Source organism: Thermodesulforhabdaceae bacterium (genome assembly GCA_037482015.1).
Classification (GTDB): Bacteria; Desulfobacterota; Syntrophobacteria; order Syntrophobacterales; family Thermodesulforhabdaceae; genus JAOACS01.
This window is the reverse complement of the sequence record JBBFKT010000020.1, coordinates 1-19,965: the sequence shown is the minus strand read 5'-3', so window position 1 is coordinate 19,965 and position 19,965 is coordinate 1. Positions and strand designations below refer to the sequence as shown.

19 protein-coding genes, 1 tRNA gene and 1 pseudogene are annotated in these 19,965 nt (G+C 42.9%); 1 reads left to right on the top strand and 20 read right to left on the bottom strand.

The features are described 5' to 3' along the window. Positions 1 to 325: 325 nt before the first annotated feature. On the top strand, positions 326 to 1,021 hold the full coding sequence (prxU, locus tag WHS38_12005) for a thioredoxin-dependent peroxiredoxin (protein MEJ5301701.1): 696 nt from the start codon (positions 326 to 328) through the stop codon (positions 1,019 to 1,021). Positions 1,022 to 1,463: 442 nt separating this feature from the next. Here prxU and pth read toward each other — a convergent pair whose 3' ends face one another. The 20 genes and pseudogenes from pth to WHS38_11905 form a co-directional block, all read right to left on the bottom strand. Beyond that, positions 1,464 to 2,039 carry an aminoacyl-tRNA hydrolase gene (gene pth, locus WHS38_12000; protein MEJ5301700.1) on the bottom strand — a complete coding sequence of 192 codons (576 nt, stop codon included), beginning with the start codon at positions 2,037 to 2,039 and terminating at the stop codon, positions 1,464 to 1,466. A gap of 113 nt (positions 2,040 to 2,152) precedes the next feature. Continuing rightward, positions 2,153 to 2,770, bottom strand: coding sequence for a 50S ribosomal protein L25/general stress protein Ctc (locus WHS38_11995; GenBank protein ID MEJ5301699.1), 618 nt, complete (start codon positions 2,768 to 2,770; stop codon positions 2,153 to 2,155). A 48-nt stretch (positions 2,771 to 2,818) separates the two neighbouring features. Beyond that, positions 2,819 to 3,760 (bottom strand): ribose-phosphate diphosphokinase, encoded by a 942-nt coding sequence (locus WHS38_11990; protein MEJ5301698.1) that lies wholly within the window; start codon positions 3,758 to 3,760, stop codon positions 2,819 to 2,821. 23 nt (positions 3,761 to 3,783) lie between these two features. Continuing rightward, positions 3,784 to 3,858: transfer RNA gene (locus tag WHS38_11985), tRNA-Gln, on the bottom strand. 16 nt (positions 3,859 to 3,874) lie between these two features. Then, positions 3,875 to 4,777 (bottom strand): 4-(cytidine 5'-diphospho)-2-C-methyl-D-erythritol kinase, encoded by a 903-nt coding sequence (gene ispE, locus WHS38_11980; GenBank protein MEJ5301697.1) that lies wholly within the window; start codon positions 4,775 to 4,777, stop codon positions 3,875 to 3,877. Then, a complete protein-coding gene (locus tag WHS38_11975) occupies positions 4,774 to 5,199 on the bottom strand; it encodes a DUF1844 domain-containing protein (GenBank protein ID MEJ5301696.1) in 426 nt (141 codons plus the stop codon). The genes ispE and WHS38_11975 overlap by 4 nt, the downstream gene beginning before the upstream one ends. A 21-nt stretch (positions 5,200 to 5,220) precedes the next feature. Continuing rightward, on the bottom strand, positions 5,221 to 6,807 hold the full coding sequence (gene serA, locus WHS38_11970) for a phosphoglycerate dehydrogenase (protein MEJ5301695.1): 1,587 nt from the start codon (positions 6,805 to 6,807) through the stop codon (positions 5,221 to 5,223). Positions 6,808 to 7,448: 641 nt separating this feature from the next. After that, entirely contained in the window at positions 7,449 to 8,888 is a 1,440-nt protein-coding gene (locus WHS38_11965) for a M48 family metalloprotease (GenBank protein ID MEJ5301694.1), read from the bottom strand. Between the two features lie 13 nt (positions 8,889 to 8,901). Next, on the bottom strand, positions 8,902 to 9,321 hold the full coding sequence (gene rsfS, locus WHS38_11960; protein ID MEJ5301693.1) for a ribosome silencing factor: 420 nt from the start codon (positions 9,319 to 9,321) through the stop codon (positions 8,902 to 8,904). A gap of 41 nt (positions 9,322 to 9,362) precedes the next feature. Then, complete coding sequence (gene nadD / locus WHS38_11955) at positions 9,363 to 10,031, bottom strand: nicotinate-nucleotide adenylyltransferase (GenBank protein MEJ5301692.1); 669 nt, start codon at positions 10,029 to 10,031, stop codon at positions 9,363 to 9,365. Further along, positions 10,031 to 11,284, bottom strand: a complete 1,254-nt coding sequence (locus WHS38_11950; protein MEJ5301691.1) for a glutamate-5-semialdehyde dehydrogenase — start codon at positions 11,282 to 11,284, stop codon at positions 10,031 to 10,033. The genes nadD and WHS38_11950 overlap by 1 nt, the downstream gene beginning before the upstream one ends. After that, positions 11,262 to 12,449 carry a glutamate 5-kinase gene (proB, locus tag WHS38_11945; protein ID MEJ5301690.1) on the bottom strand — a complete coding sequence of 396 codons (1,188 nt, stop codon included), beginning with the start codon at positions 12,447 to 12,449 and terminating at the stop codon, positions 11,262 to 11,264. The genes WHS38_11950 and proB overlap by 23 nt, the downstream gene beginning before the upstream one ends. 81 nt (positions 12,450 to 12,530) lie before the next feature. Beyond that, positions 12,531 to 13,544 (bottom strand): GTPase ObgE, encoded by a 1,014-nt coding sequence (gene obgE, locus WHS38_11940; protein ID MEJ5301689.1) that lies wholly within the window; start codon positions 13,542 to 13,544, stop codon positions 12,531 to 12,533. 83 nt (positions 13,545 to 13,627) lie between these two features. Next, the gene (gene rpmA / locus WHS38_11935) at positions 13,628 to 13,888 is read right to left on the bottom strand and encodes a 50S ribosomal protein L27 (GenBank protein MEJ5301688.1); all 261 of its coding nucleotides are present in this window, start codon (positions 13,886 to 13,888) and stop codon (positions 13,628 to 13,630) included. A gap of 170 nt (positions 13,889 to 14,058) precedes the next feature. After that, positions 14,059 to 14,400, bottom strand: a complete 342-nt coding sequence (gene rplU / locus WHS38_11930; GenBank protein MEJ5301687.1) for a 50S ribosomal protein L21 — start codon at positions 14,398 to 14,400, stop codon at positions 14,059 to 14,061. Positions 14,401 to 14,475: 75 nt separating this feature from the next. Continuing rightward, a complete protein-coding gene (locus tag WHS38_11925) occupies positions 14,476 to 14,604 on the bottom strand; it encodes a hypothetical protein (GenBank protein ID MEJ5301686.1) in 129 nt (42 codons plus the stop codon). Positions 14,605 to 14,906: 302 nt separating this feature from the next. Beyond that, the gene (locus tag WHS38_11920; protein ID MEJ5301685.1) at positions 14,907 to 15,725 is read right to left on the bottom strand and encodes a hypothetical protein; all 819 of its coding nucleotides are present in this window, start codon (positions 15,723 to 15,725) and stop codon (positions 14,907 to 14,909) included. A 64-nt stretch (positions 15,726 to 15,789) separates the two neighbouring features. Further along, positions 15,790 to 16,602: pseudogene (locus WHS38_11915) on the bottom strand (EAL domain-containing protein). Positions 16,603 to 16,693: 91 nt separating this feature from the next. Continuing rightward, positions 16,694 to 18,001 (bottom strand): methyl-accepting chemotaxis protein, encoded by a 1,308-nt coding sequence (locus WHS38_11910; GenBank protein ID MEJ5301684.1) that lies wholly within the window; start codon positions 17,999 to 18,001, stop codon positions 16,694 to 16,696. A gap of 911 nt (positions 18,002 to 18,912) precedes the next feature. Continuing rightward, the gene (locus WHS38_11905) at positions 18,913 to 19,380 is read right to left on the bottom strand and encodes a DUF5818 domain-containing protein (GenBank protein MEJ5301683.1); all 468 of its coding nucleotides are present in this window, start codon (positions 19,378 to 19,380) and stop codon (positions 18,913 to 18,915) included. Positions 19,381 to 19,965: the final 585 nt, after the last annotated feature.

Below are 19,965 nucleotides of genomic sequence, written 5' to 3'. Positions count from 1 at the left end.
GCGCTTCCCTTCGCTCGCTGTGATCAACTCACGGGAGGACTTTCACCTCCAGGAGCACGCCCATGCCGGGCGCACCGTTGGTAGGGGCGAAAAATTTTTCGCCCTTACACTCAGTTGCATCGGTCGCCGAGGATGGCGCCCCTCCCAATATCATACCGCCGTCCGTTTAAATGGGCGACGCATGCGTCGCCCCTACAATTCTATTACGGAGTTTTTTAAAACACCCTCCCCGGTGGCTTGACTTATTCAATAGATAAAGTTAATACTTATTTGCAGAAATTATTGTTTTATTTAATTCACAACATACCCACAGGAGGTATTTACTATGGCAGAGCAAAAAGACGGGTGTGTTAGTCCCGCTAAGGGACCAATTTTGCCTGGTAGTACTGAATTAACACCACAACCCGGGGAGGTAAAAACCATGACCGTAACTGCCAGAGTGGGACAGGAAGCCATTGATTTTGAAGCTAACGCCTATATTGAAGGGGTTGGATTTCAGCCGATAAAGCTATCAGACTATAAAGGCAAGTGGATTGTTCTGTGCTTTTATCCAGGAGACTTTACCTTTGTTTGACCCACTGAACTGGCAGCGGTCGCTGCTAGATACAACGAGTTTACCTCTCTAGGCGTTCAGATATTAGCCATAAGCACAGATAGTCGCTTTGTTCATAAGATGTGGCAGGAAACAGAATTATGCAAGATGATTGAGGGTGGCGTGCCCTTTCCCATGGTATCTGATCCTGGAGGGAAAATAGGAACAGTCTATGGAGTTTACGACGAACTGGCCGGAGTTGATATTCGAGGACGGTTCATAATAGACCCCGATTTTATAATTCGAGCAATGGAAGTGTTAACACCCGAAGTTGGCAGAAATCCGGATGAACTTCTCAGGCAGATCAAAGCATTTCAACATGTGCGGGCAACCGGCGAAGTCACACCATCTGGATGGCAACCAGGACAACCTACTCTTAAACCGGGTCCAGCCCTTGTTGGAAAAGTCTGGGAAGTCTGGAAGCCTTAAAATCTACGGTCCCATGACGGCGGCAAAACATTGGGAGGGTCGCCGTCCTCGGCGACCGATACATAAGGAATTAACCCCCTTCCTCGGCGACCGATGTATTAGAATTTTTACGATTCCTTGTGGCCATTAGCAATATGGCAGCACAAAATGGACGGCGAGGACGCCGTCCCTCCCAAAACCGGCGGTAGGATATTGGGAGGGTCGCCGTCTTCGGTAACCGTTGCATTCGAAATTTTACGGTGCTCCGGCTATCCACCGTCACCCTTTCAGGCTTAAAGCAAGGGCGACGCATGCGTCGCCCCTACATTATCTGGTGAATCACATATTGAGTCGTTTTTTAGCTATCCACGTCTGGAAAGATCTTCCAGCTTTAGTTCCATTCCTGTATTTTCCGTTTACTTTATCACTTCATAAGGGAAGTTTTAGAACAGCTCTAGCTAATTTAAGCCTCGATTACAATGCCATTAAAAACATTCATAGCCTTTTCTATGCCATCTTTACATATGACCTCAACTGACTGAGCCGCATAATTCAAAACAGAACGGAATAGAGCTCTTTCTTCTGGATAGGGCGGTGACAATACATAATCTATAACGTCTTCCCCTCTCATAGGTCGTCCAATACCAACTTTTATCCTGGGAAAATCTTTGGTTCCTATAGCATCAATGATTGATTGAACGCCTCGGTGACCTCCAGAACTGCCCTTTCTGGCAATTTTTAATCGACCGAGAGGAAGATCTAGATCATCGTAAATCACAAGGATTTCTTCTGGTTTTAGCTTTTCTCGAAGCATCATTTTCGATACGGCATCACCACTTCTGTTCATATAAGTAAGCGGTCGAAGAGTGGTCAGGCAAAGATCTTTCCACTGAACCTTTTTTACAATTCCCCAGGAAGACTTGCTTTCTTCCAGCACAGCATCAACAAGGGTATCGATTACATCCAGAACCATAAATCCTACATTATGACGCGTAAAGGTGTAGCGACTGCCGGGATTTCCAAGTCCAACTACAAGCATTATTATTTTCCCACCATTTCAACTTAAAGAATTAAAAAGGACACGGCACTACAAACGCCGTGTCCTTATAAAAGTAGACACCACAACTTTTGGACAAAGGAAGATTAATCGCTCTATTCCGAAGATTCCTCAGCTTCTTCTGATGCAGCTTTTGCTTCGTAATCCTCAGGAACGTTTACAGAAACAAGAGGTGCTTCATCATCTTCCATGATCCGGAAAGAATACCTTTTTCGAATGTCCTTTACATGAACAACGCTGCCCAAATCTAAATTGCTGATATCAATTTCTATCTTATCAGGAATTTCGTGAGGCAAACATCGGACAGAAATTGTATGCATAATTTGATCCACCACGCCGCCTTTCTTAACGCCGGGACTTTCTCCCACCAGCTCCACAGGAACATCGACATCCAGAAGTTGATCGGCTGCCAGAGCGTAAAAATCAACGTGCAGTAATTTACGCTTATAAGGATGAACTTGAACTTCTCTTATGAGAACCTGGTGACTTTCTTCTTTCCCCGTTTCTTTTTTAAGAGCAAGCTGTATTACCTTGGTTTCATCTCCCATAACTGTAAGAAGTTTGTGAATCTCACGGGTCTCAACAGTTATAGGAATAGCTCCCTGGATATGGTGACCGTATAAGACACCAGGAACCTTATTCGCTGCTCTCAACTTCCGCGCAACGTTTTTACCCGTATTAGGTCGATACTCAGCTACTAGCTGCCATTCCATCTGCTTCAAGCCTCCTTCCAAATTATTTCATGGATCTCCATGTAAAACTCAAATTGAGTAAAACACAGAAGGTATAGTTTCCCCCCTGTTTAGTGATGCAATAGCTTCAGCCAGAATTAGAGCCACCGTAATGCGTTCAACTCGCACGCCAACCTTTGCTAGGTCAGTATAGGGAACAACACTATCACTTACAACAAGCTTTTCAACTCCAGCCTGGGCAATTCTTTCAGCGCATCCTGCAGAAAAGATACCGTGCACACAATAAGCTATTACCGAAGCGGCTCCTGCTCTTTGGGCAGCTTGAGCCACTCGTTCAATAGTTCGTCCTGTATCCACTATATCATCGTAAAGCACCACATGTCGGCCTTCCACATTTCCTACAATTCTTGGTGAAACATCCCGTTCATCCATAATAGCCATTTCAAGATTCAACTCAGTGGCAAAAACCCGCGCTCGCCTTACTCCCGCCGCATCAGGCGCAACAACAATGCTGTTGGGAGGAAGATTCTTCTTTGCGTGATCCACCATAACGCCCATAGCACTTAAATGATCCACAGGAACTTTGAAAAAACCCATTGTCTGCCCTGAATGAAAATCCAGAGCCACAACATGATCAACACCAGCTTCTTCAATAAGGTTTGCGAGCATTCGTCCGGTGATGGGAACTCGCGGTTTATCCTTTTTGTCCCGTCTTCCATAGGCATAGTATGGAATCACCGCACAAACACTTTTAGCCGAAGCTCTTTTTAGAGCATCAATCATTATTAGCAATTCCATGATGTGATTATTGACGGGACAGCACAGAGATTGAACGATGTATGTGTCAAGACCTCGAACATTGTCTTCAATTTCTATTCTGATTTCACCATCCCGGAAGGTGGTAACTAAAGCTCTTCCCCTGGGGATTCCAAGGAGAGAACAAACTGATTCGGCTAACCCTATGTTAGCGTTACCGCTGAAGACACGGTAACCTGGTGCTTCTTCCACCACCTTGCTCAAACCTCCCAAAAAAATGGCTGGGGTGGGAGGATTCGAACCTCCGAATGCGGGTTCCAAAGACCCGTGCCTTTCCGCTTGGCGACACCCCAACCTTTTTTGATATATCTATCGTCTATTTACCTGAGAGAGCACTTGGCAGACCCGCATCCAGTAGGAATTGCCCCACCTTTCTTTTCCTCTCAACAGCGCTTCTTCTGCCCTCTCTTCCGAGTCAAAAACCCCAAATACCGTGGGACCACTTCCACTCATAACCGCTCCCAATGCTCCATCCTTGATCAACCACTCCTTTATCCGGTCAACCTCGGGATAGAGGCTCACCGTTACCGCTTCTAGATCGTTTATTAGAACATTTTTCAGATCCCACGGAGCTTGCAGAAGCGCCTTAATGCTAATAAAAGCCTTTTCTTCTGTCAATCTTAAACTTTTATAAACCGTTTCCGTAGAAACTTCAAAAGGGGGCTTGATTAAAAGAAGCGGATAGTTCGGGAGATTTTCAACAATTGTCAGCTTCTCACCAATGCCTTCCGCAGTAGCTGGAGCCGATATGAGAAAAAAGGGCACGTCAGCACCAACTTCTCGTGCCATATCAAGTAGATCTTCCAGAAGACAAGGCGATGGATTCGAATTGTTAAGAAATTCAAGCATAGCCGCTCCGTTGCTACTTCCTCCACCCAGTCCTGCTCCAACCGGAATATTTTTCTTTAGCACTACTTTGACTCCACGATCTGGCCATCCAGTTCTCTTACGATAGATTTCATAAGCCTTCCAGAGAATATTAGTTCGATCACGAGGCACATAGGGATGATCACAGAAAATATGCACTCCCGGTTGACTGTGCCAGGAAAACTCTAGCTCATCGTAAATATCTACAGGGAGCATGAGACTCCAGATATCGTGGTAACCATCTGGCCTTTTTCTTACAACCTGAAGCCACAAATTAACCTTGGCCGGACAGGCAATGCGAATCACATCCAAAGCATTCTGCATTTCTTCCCGAAGTATCCTCATGAAACCTTTTTAACAAACTTAATTCTCAAATCATAAAGAAGTGATTTTAACAGTTGTTCTTCCGCCTCATCCAGATTTCCTTTTGTTTTTTCTTCAAGCATCCCAAGAGTATCGATAATCTGTCGAGCAAGCTGAAGATTGGTTGATAGTTGCCCCGTAAGTGGATCTTTAACTTCGCCCATATGAACTAAAGCCGACGATGCAAGAGAAAAAACAAATGTGGAAAAATCAACCTTTGGAAGAGGTCTCTCATTAACTTCATCGGTTCGATTCGACGCTTTTTCGTATTCTCGAGCCGCTTCTTCTCTCTGAGCATCACTTGGAATATTGTTGTTTTCCTCTGCACGATTTCCTTCTAGATCATCAGGCTTTATCTTGCGTCTATCTCGAACCACAAAACCTTTTTCATCTTTCTCTACCATACTCTCAAGCCCCCGTATTTTTTACAGGTAAAGTCGCTGCACAACGTTGACGTTTCGAATTTCCAACAATTCCTTAACAACATTATCCGGAACAGGCGTATCTGTCCTGAGAAGTATAATGTTTTGTCCCTTTTCCAGCACCTGTCCAACATCCATCATAGAAATATTGATATCATGCCGTCCTAGACATGTCCCTATGGCACCAATTGTTCCAGGAGTATCGATATTGTAAATAAGAAGGAGGTTTCCTTCCATAGCCGCTTCCAACCTGAAGTCGTTAATACGAACAAGTCGTGGATCTCTCTTACCAAAAATGGTGCCCGCTACCAGGTTTTCTTCCTCTGAGGTTTTTAGTCGCAATATAATCAGATTGGTAAAATCTTCCGTTTCCCGTCGAGTAGTTTCTCTCACTAATATGTCTCGCTCTTTAGCTACAGCCATAGCATTGACGAAATTCACATCGCTTCCAAGGTAAGTGCTTAGAAAGCCCTTTACGGCAGAAATAGTAAGAGGCTTAAAATCCAGCTCAGCCGTATCACCCACGTATTCAATGCTAAACTCCTTTGGAGCACCTTTAGTGATCTGGGAAATAAGACAGCCCAGTTTTTCTGCAAGGATCAGGTATGGTCTCAAGTTAGCAAGCACTTCTCCATTGATGTTAGGAGCATTTATTGCGTTTCTTATAGTGTTCTTTAATAGATAATCAATGACCTGCTCGGCTACCGCTATAGCCACATTCTCCTGAGCCTCGTCTGTTGATGCTCCAAGGTGAGGGGTCATAATAACCTGATCAAAAGCAAGCAACGGATGATCCGGTGGGGGAGGTTCTTTCTCGAAAACATCGAGTGCGGCACCAGCTACGATTCCCTCTTTCAAAGCCTCGCAAAGATCCTGTTCGTTTACGATCCCACCTCTAGCGCAGTTGATAATAAACACACCTGGCTTCATCTTCTTGAATGCATCTTTGTTTATCAGATTTCTTGTTTCCTGAGTTAAAGGGGTGTGAATTGTGATATAATCGGCTCTTGCAAGAAGCTCATCAAAGCTTACTGCATCAACTCCAAGCTTTTCCACCACGTCGGAACTAATATAAGGGTCATATGCAATAACCTGCATCTTAAGACCCTTTGCTCGATCAGCAACTACTCGACCTATACGACCTATGCCGATAATACCCAAAACTTTATTGAAAACCTCTTTGCCTCTAAATTTCTTCTTTTCCCACTTTCCTGCTTTAATAGAAGAATTAGCCTGAGGGATGTTGCGGCTTACGGCAAGAAGCATAGCGATGGCGTGTTCTGCTGTGGTAATAACATTGCCTTCGGGCGTGTTCATTACCACAATGCCCTTTCTGGTCGCCGCCTGAATATCAACATTATCGAGCCCTATACCAGCTCTTGCTATAACTTTCAGCCTATCACCCGATTCGATAATGTCCTTCGTAACCTTAGTACTACTTCTTATAATAAGAGCATCAAATTCCTTAATGACTTCTCTTAACTCTTCCGGTGTAAGACTAGTATTAACTTCCACATCAAATTCCGGTATTTGGGACAGCCGCTGTACCCCCGATTCTGATAACGGATCGCTTATAAGAATTCTATACATTTCACCTTACCCTCCTTTTATTACTTGAATAAGTATAGACTTTTTCGCAGATAGGGCTTATTGCTTAACACCATCCAGGAAAAAACTCAAGGAATAACCGAAGGTGTTAGAAGACTTCCTTAATGGGGTGGCAAAGTAACATAAACCATAGAAAATTCAGGGATGGAACTCAACCTGAAAGACCTTTCCAGACGTATGTAGCTAAGAAACAATCCAGTATGTGATTCACCAGAATTGGAGTAGGAGCGGTCAGTTTGACCGAAGAGGGCGGGGAGGGTCGCCGTCCTCGGCGATCGATGCATTGGAAATTTTACGGTTCCCTGTGACCATTAGCAATACGGCAGTTGCGCTTCCCTTCGCTCGCTGTGATCAACTCACGGGAGTAACCAGGATTGTGGGGGCACCCCCCGTGGTTGCCCCATAATCGGGCAGGCACACGGCCTACCCCTACGGGACGGACTCTGCTGACTTCTCGCTCCAGTTCTTCACCTTTACCCTTTGAGGAGCATGTAGGGGCGACGCATGCGTCGCCCCTACTATCGCCAGAATAACGCTGCAAGGAAAAAAGTCTTCGAATATGCTCAGGAATAGCTAACTAAAAATTTCAAATATCGATAGCATATTTCGGATTTAACCACACGTTAAATGCCTCGCCTGGGCGCAATACCAGAGTAAGGTCTGGGCTTTTCCTTGGGTTGTTCTTGTTGTTCTTTATGTTTTAATTTCCTAAGCTTGCTCTGGATAAGTTCTTTATCATTCTGAGAAGAAGCGAGAGAAAGGGCTTTTTCGTAGTGAAAAAGAGCGAGTCTTTGATCGCCGATTTTTGCGTAATAATCGCCAAGATAGGTATGGGCTTCTCTGATACGACCGAGTTTTCCTAAAGTGGTCCCCATGTGATACTCAATATCGGTGAAGAAATCAGAAGATGATAACACCTTTTCGTAATGTTTAAGCGCCTGGGAGAAATTACCCTCCTCCTCCAGAATTATTCCATAACGATAGTGAAGGACGGGGTGTTCAGGCGACAGGCTCAATGCTTGAGAAAGAACAGCCTCGGCTTTATCAAACTGCCTCTGTCTGACTAACACTTCAGCATATTTTGCCGCAACAAAAAGGTTTCCTTTTTGAGTTTGCCATGCCTTATCAAAATAAGCAGCGGCATTATAAATATCCCCTGATCCAATGGCTTTTACACCCTGAGCATAAGCGACAACCGAGCTGTTATAGCCTAGCTGGTGAGCATCATTTATCAGGCGATCCAACCCTAGAACATCATTATTTAGCCCCAGAATGGTAATCTTTGCGTAAGGAAACAATCCAGAATCGGATGTATTACTTTCCCCAGAAGTTCCAAGTCTAGCGGAAATATCCGATAAGTAACCAATACGTTCTAAAACACCAGGGTGAGACATCAAATAATCGTAATTACCGGGTCGCCCCTGCCACTGTTTTTGAGCAAGTTTCTGCATTGCCGAAACAGCATCTGAGGCAGGATAACCCGCAGCTCGAAGTATTCTTAACCCGATCTGATCCGCTTCACGTTCATGATCACGACTGTAGCTTAAAGCAATAGTTTGCGCTCCTCCTATACTACCGGTGGTTATAGCTTGAGCCAGTTGAGGACTACCTATCAAAGCTCCCGCCAGCATAGCGGCAACTGACGCGATCATTAGAGTTTTTTGCTGTTCAAGCTTCTGGTGAATGTGCCTACCTTCAGCGTGAGCAAGCTCGTGGGCTAGCACTGACGAAAGCTCTCCCTCCTTCGCCATAAGGCTTATTAAACCTGTGTTCACGAAAACATATCCGCCGGGAATCGTAAAAGCATTTGGAACGTCATTATCAATAACCAAAAATTGATACTTATAGGGAGCCGGAGCAACATGCTTGCTAAGACGGTTACCGAGTTCCATAACGTAATAATTCACCTCAGGGCTTTTGAGAAAGCGGTAGGTTTCCTGAACTTTACGAAAAACCTCCCGCCCCAATTCAATCTCATCCTTGAGATCGAGTCCCTTTGCATCATTGGACACCCCTAACAAAACCAAAAACCCTATCACAACAGCCAGAATTTTACGAATCATTGCAGTCTCCTGCTCAATCACTGGATCTTTCTTCCGAAACCCACAAATTGGACGCATCAGCCCAAAGGCTTTCTAGATCATACACCTCCCTTACAGGATCGTGGAAAACATGAACAATCACATCGTCATAATCCATCAGAACCCAACGCCCTTCTTTCCAGCCTTCTATGCCCAAAGGACTATAGCCGGCTTTTCTCATTTCTTCTTCAATATGATCAACAATTCCCTGGACTTGTTTGGTAGATTGACCGCTGCAAATTACAAAGTAATCCGTAAAGTTGCACATATCCCCTATAGAGAGGACGGCAAGACGTTTGGCTTTATAGTTTTCGGCAATACGAGCGCAAAGTAGCGCTTTTTCCTGAGTAGAAATTTCTTCCACTTTCTTTGCCTTTGTATTTTTTCTCCCCTTAACTTTTCTTTCCGTCATCATAAACTCAAGCACACCTCAGTCCTTTCTTTCTATTTTCACCACTATGATTCAATAGTAGCCCCATAGAGGCGATAATAAATTATATATTCTCTGACTATTTCGGGAACTAGAAATCGTATTGATCGATTTAGAGCAACCAGTTTTCTGATTTTAGAAGCTGAAATGTCCAATAAGGTAATTGCCACTGGTATTATGGGATACCATAAAGGATGCTCAAATTGTCTTCTCTGGTCAACCCACTCATAACCTTGATCGACCCGTTCAAAAATAAACCTTCCAAAATCTCCATGAGATGTTCCAGGCCTGGTCATAATTACTACTGAAGCAAGCTGGAAGAGTTCTCGATAGTGCCACCAGGAATCTATTTCCAAAAAAGCATCGCTTCCTACAAGCAAGAAAAACTCCGGCGAATTATGTTCTTTTTTCAATCCAGCAAGGGTCCTAACAGTGTATGATATGCCTCCAAGCCTGAACTCAAAATCAGAAACAGTAAATTTCGGATGACCTTCCAGTGTAAGTTTCAACATCCGATAGCGGTGTTCAAAATCTACTAAGAGGGAAGCATCTTTATGCGGGGGTATAAAGGTGGGCAAAAACAAGACCTTATCCAGTTCAAGCTTTTCACAAACTTCTTCCGCAGCCCTAAGATGACCAAAATGGACCGGATTGAAACTTCCGCCAAAGATACCGATACGTTTAAGTTCCTTCATTAACTCCTTAGTTGCCCGTTTCCTATGGCTATGAATTTTGTAGTGGTTAGCTCCTCAAGGCCCATAGGACCGAAAGCATGAATTTTAGAAGTAGAGATTCCGATTTCTGCCCCGAGACCAAGCTGATAACCATCATTTAGCCGAGTGGAAGCGTTAACCAGCACAAGAGACGACTGAACTTCCTCGAGGAAACGCCAGCTCTTGGTATAATTTTCCGTGACAATTGCTTCAGTGTGGCTGGATCCATAGTGATGAATATGATCAATCGCTTCATCCATTGAATCCACAATCTTTACGGCAAGAATCAAATCAAGATATTCAGCATACCAGTCTTCTTCTGTTGCTGGAATGCAGTCTATGATCTTTCTAGTCCGCTCACACCCTCTCAATTCAACTCCAGCTTTCCTGAAAACATCAGCCATTTTAGGAAGAAACTTATCCGCTATGTCCTTGTGAACCAGCAAGGTTTCCATAGCGTTACACACGCCCGGACGTTGAACCTTTGCGTTGAAACAAATCTTTTCGGCTTTTTCGAAATCCGCTTCATTATCTACATAAACGTGGCAAACTCCTTTGTAATGTTTCAAAACCGGCATTCGAGCATGTTCCGCTACAAAGCGAATTAATTCTTCTCCACCTCTTGGAATAACTACATCAACTTCATCTTCCATCTTTAGAAGATCTAAAACTGCCGCACGGTCTGTGGTGGGAACAACCTGGACGGCATCTGCAGGAATATTAGCCTTTTCAAGGCTTTCACGAATAATGTCGCAAAGAGCTTTATTAGAATTGAAAGCTTCCGAACCACCTCTTAGTATCACCGCATTACCAGCTTTGATACACAAAATAGAAGCATCTATGGTAACGTTTGGGCGAGATTCGTAGATAATAGCTATAACCCCAAGTGGAATCCTCATTCTACCGACCTTAAGCCCATTAGGGCGAATCCACATTTTGGTAATTTCTCCAACAGGATCAGGGAGCTTGATCACTTCTTCGATCCCGGCTATCATTTCGTTTATAACCTTATCGGAGAGAGTAAGCCTGTCCAGCTTGGCACCTGAAAGACCCATATTTTTAGCATTTTCAATGTCCATACGGTTAGCTTCAACAATGACGTCCCGTTTTTCTCTAATAGCCTGAGCCATCAAGCTAAGAGCTTCGTTTTTCTGAGCAGTTGTGGCTTTAGCCATTTTATAAGACGCCAACTTAGCCATTTTCCCAATGTTTTTAAGCGTGTCCTGCCAACTCATCTCTCTCCTCCGGTTCGAGCATATCTTCTTCGAAAACAAGAGCAAGATTATTCCGATGAATTACCTCATCGGAATGTTTATAACCAAGAATACTCTCTATTTCAGCCGTATGACACCCTTTTATCTTCTCTATCTCCGAAGACCTGTAGTTCGACAAGCCAATGGCGACAACCCGTTCCGATGAATCCAAACATCTGACGGGAGCTCCAACCCCAAAGTTTCCTCGCACTTCTTTAATACCAGCCGGTAGCAAAGACTTGCCTTTTCTAACTACGGCATCAACTGCACCGTCGTCTAGGACAAGATCCCCAGCTGGATGAGGTATATGAGCGAGCCAAATTTTCCGGCCCTGGTAAAGTTTCTTATCAGGAATAAAAAGAGTTCCCAGACACTCGCCCTTCATCAGACGTATAAGAACATCACGTTCTCTACCAGGAGCAATAATTAGCGGGATTCCAATGGAAAGGGACTTTTTAGCCGCAAGGAGCTTACTAAGCATGCCTCCAGTGCCTGTTGAACTCCCCTGTGAAGATGCGCAGGCGAGGATTCGCCGATCAACCTTATGAACTTCTGTTATAAGCTTAGCTGAATTACATACCTTTGGATCGTGATCATAAAGTCCTTCTGTGTCGGTTAGTATAACAATTAGATCTGCTCCTACCAGCCCACCAATTAGCACCGCAAGTTGATCGTTATCTCCAAACTTTATCTCCTCTATTGCAACGGTATCGTTTTCGTTAATGATCGGCACAATACGCCATTCGAGCAGGGTCTCAAGTGTGTTTCTGGCGTTTAGATATCTTTGACGGTGAGCAAGATCTTCCCCTGTAAGGAGTATCTGTGCAACCAGAATATCATGCTTATCAAAGGCTTCTTCCCAGGCTTGCATCAGGAAACTCTGCCCCACCGCCGCCGTAGCTTGCTTGTAAGGAATAGATTTTGGTTTTTCAGAAAATCCAAGCTTTTTCATTCCGGAAGCGATAGCCCCGGAAGATACGACAATCAGTTCGCATCCGGTTTCCCGAATTTCTGCTATCTGATCGCTTAAGCGATGGACCATTACACGATCAAGACCTTTTTGAGCGGTAAGGACAGCGCTACCTATTTTGACGACAATACGACGACATTTATCGAACAATTTCCTTCGTTCCTCGGAATACTCCAACTTCTCGCCCCCTTTTCTTACCTGTGAGATAGGAATACCGTAATCATAAGTTACGGGAGATTTTTTCAATCACACAGATTACTACTTTTCCGAAGTATCATACAACAACTGAGAAACTTTGTGAATGAGAGGAGCGATACCTTTTTTAGATAGAGCCGAAATAGCAAAGACTGGCACTTTGAGGTGTCTTTTATAGAGCGTTTTAAGTTTATCTACATAGGCAGGATGAATCAAATCAATTTTGTTAAGCGCCAACACTTCAGGTTTCTGAACAAGATCGGGGTTAAATTTTTCGAGTTCTTCTCTGATAACTTGATAAGGTCTTAAAGGATCGGCAGGTTCAATGGATGTTATGTCTATTAGATGTATCAAAACCTTAGTTCGTTCTATGTGTTTAAGAAACTGGATCCCCAATCCAGCACCCTGATGAGCGCCTTCTATAAGCCCTGGTATATCAGCTACCACAAAAGATCGATCCGTCCCAACCCCTACAACACCCAGTTGAGGAGAAAGAGTGGTAAAGGGATAATCGGCAATTTTAGGCTTGGCATCTGAGATAACCGAAATAAGGGTTGATTTTCCAGCATTTGGAAATCCTACTATTCCCACGTCAGCGAGCAACTTAAGTTCTAGCTTAAGATCTCGTTCTTCGCCTTTTTCCCCATCCTCAGCAAACCTTGGTGCCTGATTTGTAGGGGTAGCAAACCTTGCGTTACCCCGTCCTCCTCGTCCTCCTTTAGCAACGAGCCACTTCTGCCCATCTTCGGAAAGATCGACTAAAACTTCCTCTGTAAGTGCGTCCTTTACAACAGTTCCTACCGGCACAGGTATTAAAAGATCCTCACCACTTCGCCCATGCTGATCTTTTCCCCGCCCATGCCGTCCACGTTCTGCTCGGAAAAAACGCCGGTAGTGGAAATCCAGGAGAGTTTTCTTCGAAGAAGTAGCAACAAGATATACGTCGCCACCTTTGCCTCCATCTCCGCCATCAGGGCCTCCTTTAGGAACATACTTCTCCCGCCGGAAGCTTATGCATCCGTTTCCACCGTCACCCGCTTTCACATGAATAATTGCTTCGTCTATAAATCTAGCCATAGAAAAAACACAAAAGCGACCGCCAAAAACTGAGTTCCTTATGACGGCCGCTTAACTGTTTTGGGATAAAAACTACTACCATACTAAGCCGTTACAGGATACACGCTCACCTTCTGACGAGTCTTGTCCATATGTTCAAATTTTACCACTCCATCTATCAGAGCGAACAGAGTATAATCCTTGCCGACTCCCACATTTTTTCCAGCGTGAAACTTTGTTCCTACCTGCCTTACAATAATGTTTCCAGCTTTAACAAATTGCCCACCAAAACGCTTAACACCTCTTCTCTTTCCGGCGCTATCACGACCGTTTCTTGAACTTCCTCCTGCTTTTTTATGAGCCATTTTTCTAATCCTGGTTGCTCAAAACCGTGCATTCCTGGCACAGCTTGAGGCTGGGGTATTTGTTTCCGCCATTATAAGGCTTTCCCAAGTCCCCAGCTGGCGGTATTCCGGGAAAGCCGTCTATTCAAAATTCCGCATTTTTATTCTGCATCCGCACATTTTCAGTGCTTTTATACTCCCTCACCGGAAGGTGTATCTCCGGGAGAATTAATGGATCTTATGGCAACTACACTAAGAAGTTGCCTATGACCTATCTTTTTGCGATAGTTCTTACGGCGCTTGTGTTTAAAGATTATCACTTTCCTGTCTTTTATGTGATCCATCACCTGCCCAGTAACTGTAAATCCTTCCACATAGGGCTTCCCAACCAAAACCGATGAATCTTCTCTAACAAGAAGCACCTTGTCAAAAGTAATTTCTTCTCCCGGAGCCACTGGAAGCTTTTCTACTCTAACAACAATGCCCGGTTCGACCTTAATCTGTTTTCCTCCAGTCTCTATTACTGCATACATAGTCCCATCTCCTTTCCACAAAAAAGGCGGCTCTTTGCCGCCTTGCACCACATCAGATCAGAGCCATTTCTATCTTCACATGGTAGCGTAAATACCAAGCTTAAGAATGTATTCTTGATACTGTTTTAGCTTTTCACAGTCGTTAAGGCATTTGTTCTTATCCTCGTTTGCTCGCTCACAATCCAAACAAGGACTTCTCACCATCCCTCTACCCCCTGTTTAATATAGATTTACCAACGAGCGTTTATTTATACCCATCAACTGATTATCGGTCAAGAAAAATCCGAGAAAGATCCAAAATTCCCCTTCATCTTAACGGGTAAAGGCACGGCATGCTAGTTCCTATGAGTGTTAAGGCTGCAACCATGACCATTTTTTAGAACACCATCACTCAATAGATGACTCATCGCAGGGAAAATGTATGAACGAGCAGCCGCTCGCCCATACAAATCTGGATTCCCGATCTCGAACGATCTTATGCATTCAGTGCAATAAGATAACAGCCTCTAGAAACTGAAGGTAATAGTTATACCTGTTACCCACGTATCATCAAGATGTCCATTAGGATTGTAGGAATTTCCATCCACCGTTCTTTTTGATTTGCCCGAAAGTGGAAACCAGTATTGAATTACAGGCTGAACTGTTAAATTTTTTATAAGTGGAATACTAAATCCAGCCTGAATTTTTCCATCGTGAAGAGCATTGTATTTTTCTCCCGTGTAGGCTTCGGTTGAACGGTCGTAAGTTCTCCAGTATGAATCATCACCTTTAAAGTAACCAAATGATGTTAAAAGATCAAAAGTGATATCTCTGTAAATTGGAAATGAATGAGAAAAAGCAAGGTTCACATATGTGCCTGGATAAGTTGAGATGTCACGGTAAATTGTAAGCGTTGGTTTTGTAATAATATCATAGCTTGCACTTAAGAATAATTCTTCTGTTTCATCAGCATACTTTGTGTTGTAGTAGATGTAACCAGCAGTTAAGGATAGTTTGTCAATTGCTAAGGTATAGCTAATAGTGAAGTCAGATTCGTTAAAGCTTTTTTTACCTTCTCTGTCTGGAATAAAGGATTGTGTTCTGTGCTCATCACTATCAATGTTGCCCCAGTAGTTAACAGAAAACCCCTTGTAAGAAACAGTTACCGAAGGTTGAACTACAAAGCTATCGGAGCTAAGCTCATAACCTCTGAAAATGTATCTATTGTAAACACTCATAGAAACGCTACCCGTTACTTTGTCTTCCTGTTTTGTTTCCTCTGACAAAACGGAAGAAGCTGAAAAGATCAAAATCATTACTGCTAGTAAGTATCTAAAATTTCTCATAACAACACCTCCATAGTTTTTTGATACAAATGGCCTTATAAACCAGGACCATGACTTTCCTTTGTTACAAGCCCTTATTTTTACTTATATGGAAATTCCTTTCTTCAACTCTGAAAGTCTTCGAAATAATAGAACCAACCCTGCCGTTTGCATTACTTAGCTGTGCACATGGTCTTTCTAGCTTTTTCTTGAGTGATTGAATTTTGCCTTTTGTTTCTTCTATTGATGGATTCATCAAGGGGATAGCAAAGAAGTATCCTTGGAACAAATTTATCCCCGCTTTATAGCAAAAAGTTACATCATTGATATCTTCGACCCCTTCTGCAATGCAAAGTATATTTAACTTATAAGACAATCCACAGATGGTTTCTACTATAAGCTGTCTTTTACTGTCTTGTGATATGCTATTTATTAAATCTCTATCAATCTTTATAAAATCCGGATCAATACTCACTAACCTTTTAAGATTGCTGTAAGCACTTCCAAAATCATCAATAGCAATCTTAAAGCCGTCGTTCTTCAGAGATTCCATTATTTCCAGGGCTGCTCTAATATTTGCGAATTTATTCTCGGAAAATTCTATTATAACTCTTGAAGTCTCTATACCGAAGCTACTGCAAACCTTATAAATCCATTTGGAACCTACTATATTTTCTTCTAATACTGAAGAGTTTATATTAAGAAAAAGACATGAGTTTTTCATAAGTTCTCTAGAAGAAAATTCTTCTATTGCTCTATACCTACAGATTCTATCAAGTTCGATTACTACATTTTGATTAGCTGCAATTGAAAAAAGCTCAATAGGTGGGATTAACTCTCCTTCGTAGCTTATCCCTCTAGAGAGAGCTTCATATCCTATAATATCTCCTCTGTTTAGATCAACGACTGGCTAAAAAAATATTTCGATACCACATTTCTTGGCTATATTTATGATATTTTCAAGTCTTGATTTGTTAATAAACGATTCTCTATTCATTTATGATTCTCCCCAGTTCCAGATCAGCTCCGAGCACACCAATCATTTTTCCTTCATCATCAAGAATTGGACAAGAAACGGTAAAACAATAAGAATTTGTTGCCGCTGATATATAAATATCAGACACATATGTTGAGAGAGTGTCTTTTGCCTTTCTAAACCAGACTCTATCGGACCAGTCTTTGCCATAGCCTGTAGAACCGTAAGCTGCTCTAAAATCTTCTCTGCTAATATTATCAATAATCTGAACACCACTCTCATCGGTTACATATAAGAGTTCAAATATATCATACTGCTTTATCAGTCTTCTCAGATAATTCTCTATTGTAGCCTTGTGCATCGACCTTAGTTCCCATGAAGAAGAAACTCTTTCGATCAATTCTTTTGCGTAATCATGAATATCAATTCTTGCCTTCCCTACTGCTAAAATTTGTTCATCTGATAGCGAACGAAGTATTTCAGCATATTCTTTCAAGGTTGAAGACGATGATGCTGTTACATTTACAAACTCAGAAAGCGTGGCCATCGTGTGATCTAAGGTATTGACGGTATTTTCAAGATCAGAAGATATTCCATTTAGACTCTCTGCACTAAGGGCAAGTTCCTTGATCGGCTTGTCAACATTTTTTATCTTCTCTTTATTCAGACATACGAGTTTATAAGTGTTTTGAACATGATTATTTATATTCAGGGTGCTACCTTTTATTTTTTCAATTAGATCAAAAATTATCTTTGTCTTTAAATTTACATCTTTAGTGGTTTCCATTGTTGCCTGAGCGAGCGCGCCTATTTCCTGTGCTACTACAGCAAAACATGCTCCGTGCTGTCCTGCCCGAGCAGCTTCAATTGTTGCATTAAGGGATAACAGTTTTGTCTTATCTGCAATTCCTTTTATAGTTGTTGTAAGAGATGATATTATATTGATTGCTTTTGAAATTTCATTTGTAGCTGCGATGAGTTCATTCACAGCTTCTTTAACAGAAAGCATGCTTTTTTCTGTATTATCAAGACTTTTCTTCGTGTGATCGATATTCTCATAAACGATTCCAACTCTTTCCACATTTTCTTTCGCAAAATATGATATTTTCTTTACCGTTTCACTAAGTAGATCCATTTCTATTGATACTTTGCTTACTTCACTAGCAAGTTCCTCAGTGCCATCGTTCAGCACTTCCGATTCTTTGTTGATTAAAAGAGCAAGATCAACAAGCTCGATAGATTTTTTCATAATCTTTTTCATATTCAGAAAAACAATAAGATTTTTAAAGTATCTCACTATACTAAACCTGGTACGAAACATGGGCAATTCCTCCTATAAGCATCGAACTTTCATTAAGGCTTCTCTTTACCCATAAACACAAAAGATAAAAGCTATAAGCCAGCATAAAACATATCTACCTGTTATCCTTTGCTATATCACTATCTGACTTATATGAAACCTTCTGATAAACTGCTCACTCAAATAAGGATTCAAAAGATATACCAATCCATAATCGGCCTATGCTTTTATAATAACCAAAATGGTTTTACTGATCATTTTTGTAAGTTTTTATTTTATGTCCTTGTGAAAATGCACATTTTTGTGCATTACTGAGGTTATTAGATAAAAAATTGTTACATAAGACTACTCAGAAAAAATATCGAATAAAATTCCGAACACTGTCTATGAATGTAATGACTTATTATGCTTAGGAAAATATGTCTTATCGAGGGTCTGGTTAGTATCAAAGATGCGGACTATAAAACTGAGTCTGTAGCTAAAATATTGGCAAAATTTGTGCTCTATAATGACATCGAAAACTTTTCATAAGAAACTGATCCGCCACCGTCATTCTTTCAGGCGTAAGGCGAGATCTCCTGGTAAGAACGCACTCCTTTACTGCACAACCGCCGAATTTACGCTACTTCGCCTTGATCACGAGAGCCTCACGGATTCTAGCCTGCTCGCCCTGCTCCGCACCCCCTCCCCGTTGACGGGGAGGGTTGGGGAGGGGTCCGGTTATTGTCCATCGGCTCGCAGTTTCGCTCCACGCTTCCTCCCCACACTCGGTCACCCTCGTGCAGTTGCGCTTACCTTCGCTCGCTGTGATCAACTCACGGGAGGACTCTCACCTCCAGGAGCACGTCCATGCCGGGCGCACACAAAAAAGGCGAGGATTAAATCTCCCCGCCTTTTCGATTTGTTATATTAAGCCCTAAATAATCCCTGATTTACTGAGCAGGTTTAATTTCCTTTACTTTCAAGGTCTTGGTAGCTTCATCAAGCGTACCAGTTACCTGAACCTGCTTACCGACGTAATCCTTCAGGCCTTCTCCTTCGAGCTTAAATTCCTTACCATCTTCTGTCTTAAGAAGAATAGCCTCTCCTCCTGCCTCTACTTTACCCTTCATTGAAGCAAGCTTAGCTTCAGCAGGAGCTGCCTCTTTCTTTTCAGCTGCTGGGGCGGCTTCCTTCTTTTCAGCCGCAGGGGCAGGAGCAGCTTCTTTCTTTTCAGCTGCTGGTGCAGGAGCTGCTTCCTTCTTTTCGGCAGCTGGTGCAGGGGCTGCTTCTTTCTTTTCAGCCGCAGGAGCAGCTTCCTTCTTGGCTTCCTCAGCCGCCTGAACTGCCGGCACGCTAAACACCAAGCCAACCACTACAGCCATTACTACACTGAGAACAACCATCAAACCCTTCTTCATACTTCAAACCTCCCAACCATTTTGTTTTTTGAAATTGTGAAATACACAGCGGCGAAATGATACTCTTTTCACATAATTTTTCAAGTTTTTTTCGTTCTTTTCACCACACAGCCGCACCCTGTGCTTTAAGCAAACACCGTGCCATATGCAAAAAATCCGGGAAAATCATCAAAAGTCTTAAAGTTTCCTTAATGTAACTAAACCGAAAAGAACCAAAAATTCCTAATTTGGTGCGGTTTCCGAGAATATGAAATTCCTCTCGAGAGTGTTCGAAAACTTTTCCCCATGCAGGGTTGTTCTGGGAATGGACTTACAGGGATAATTGGGATAGGGGCGGTCAGTTTGACCGATCCCATCCCACACCAACCAGCATGCGGGTCCGGACCGGGCTGTTCTAGAAGTGTAGGGGCGACCTTTTGTGGTTGCCCTGTAATCGGGCAGGCACAAGGCCATGGGATTGGGCAGGCACAAGGCCTGCCCCTACTGGACGGTTATCGTTATCTCCGGCTCATCACCGTCACCCTTTCAGGTGCATGTAGGGGCGCACGGCCGTGCGCCCCTACTGCACAACCGCCGAATTTACGC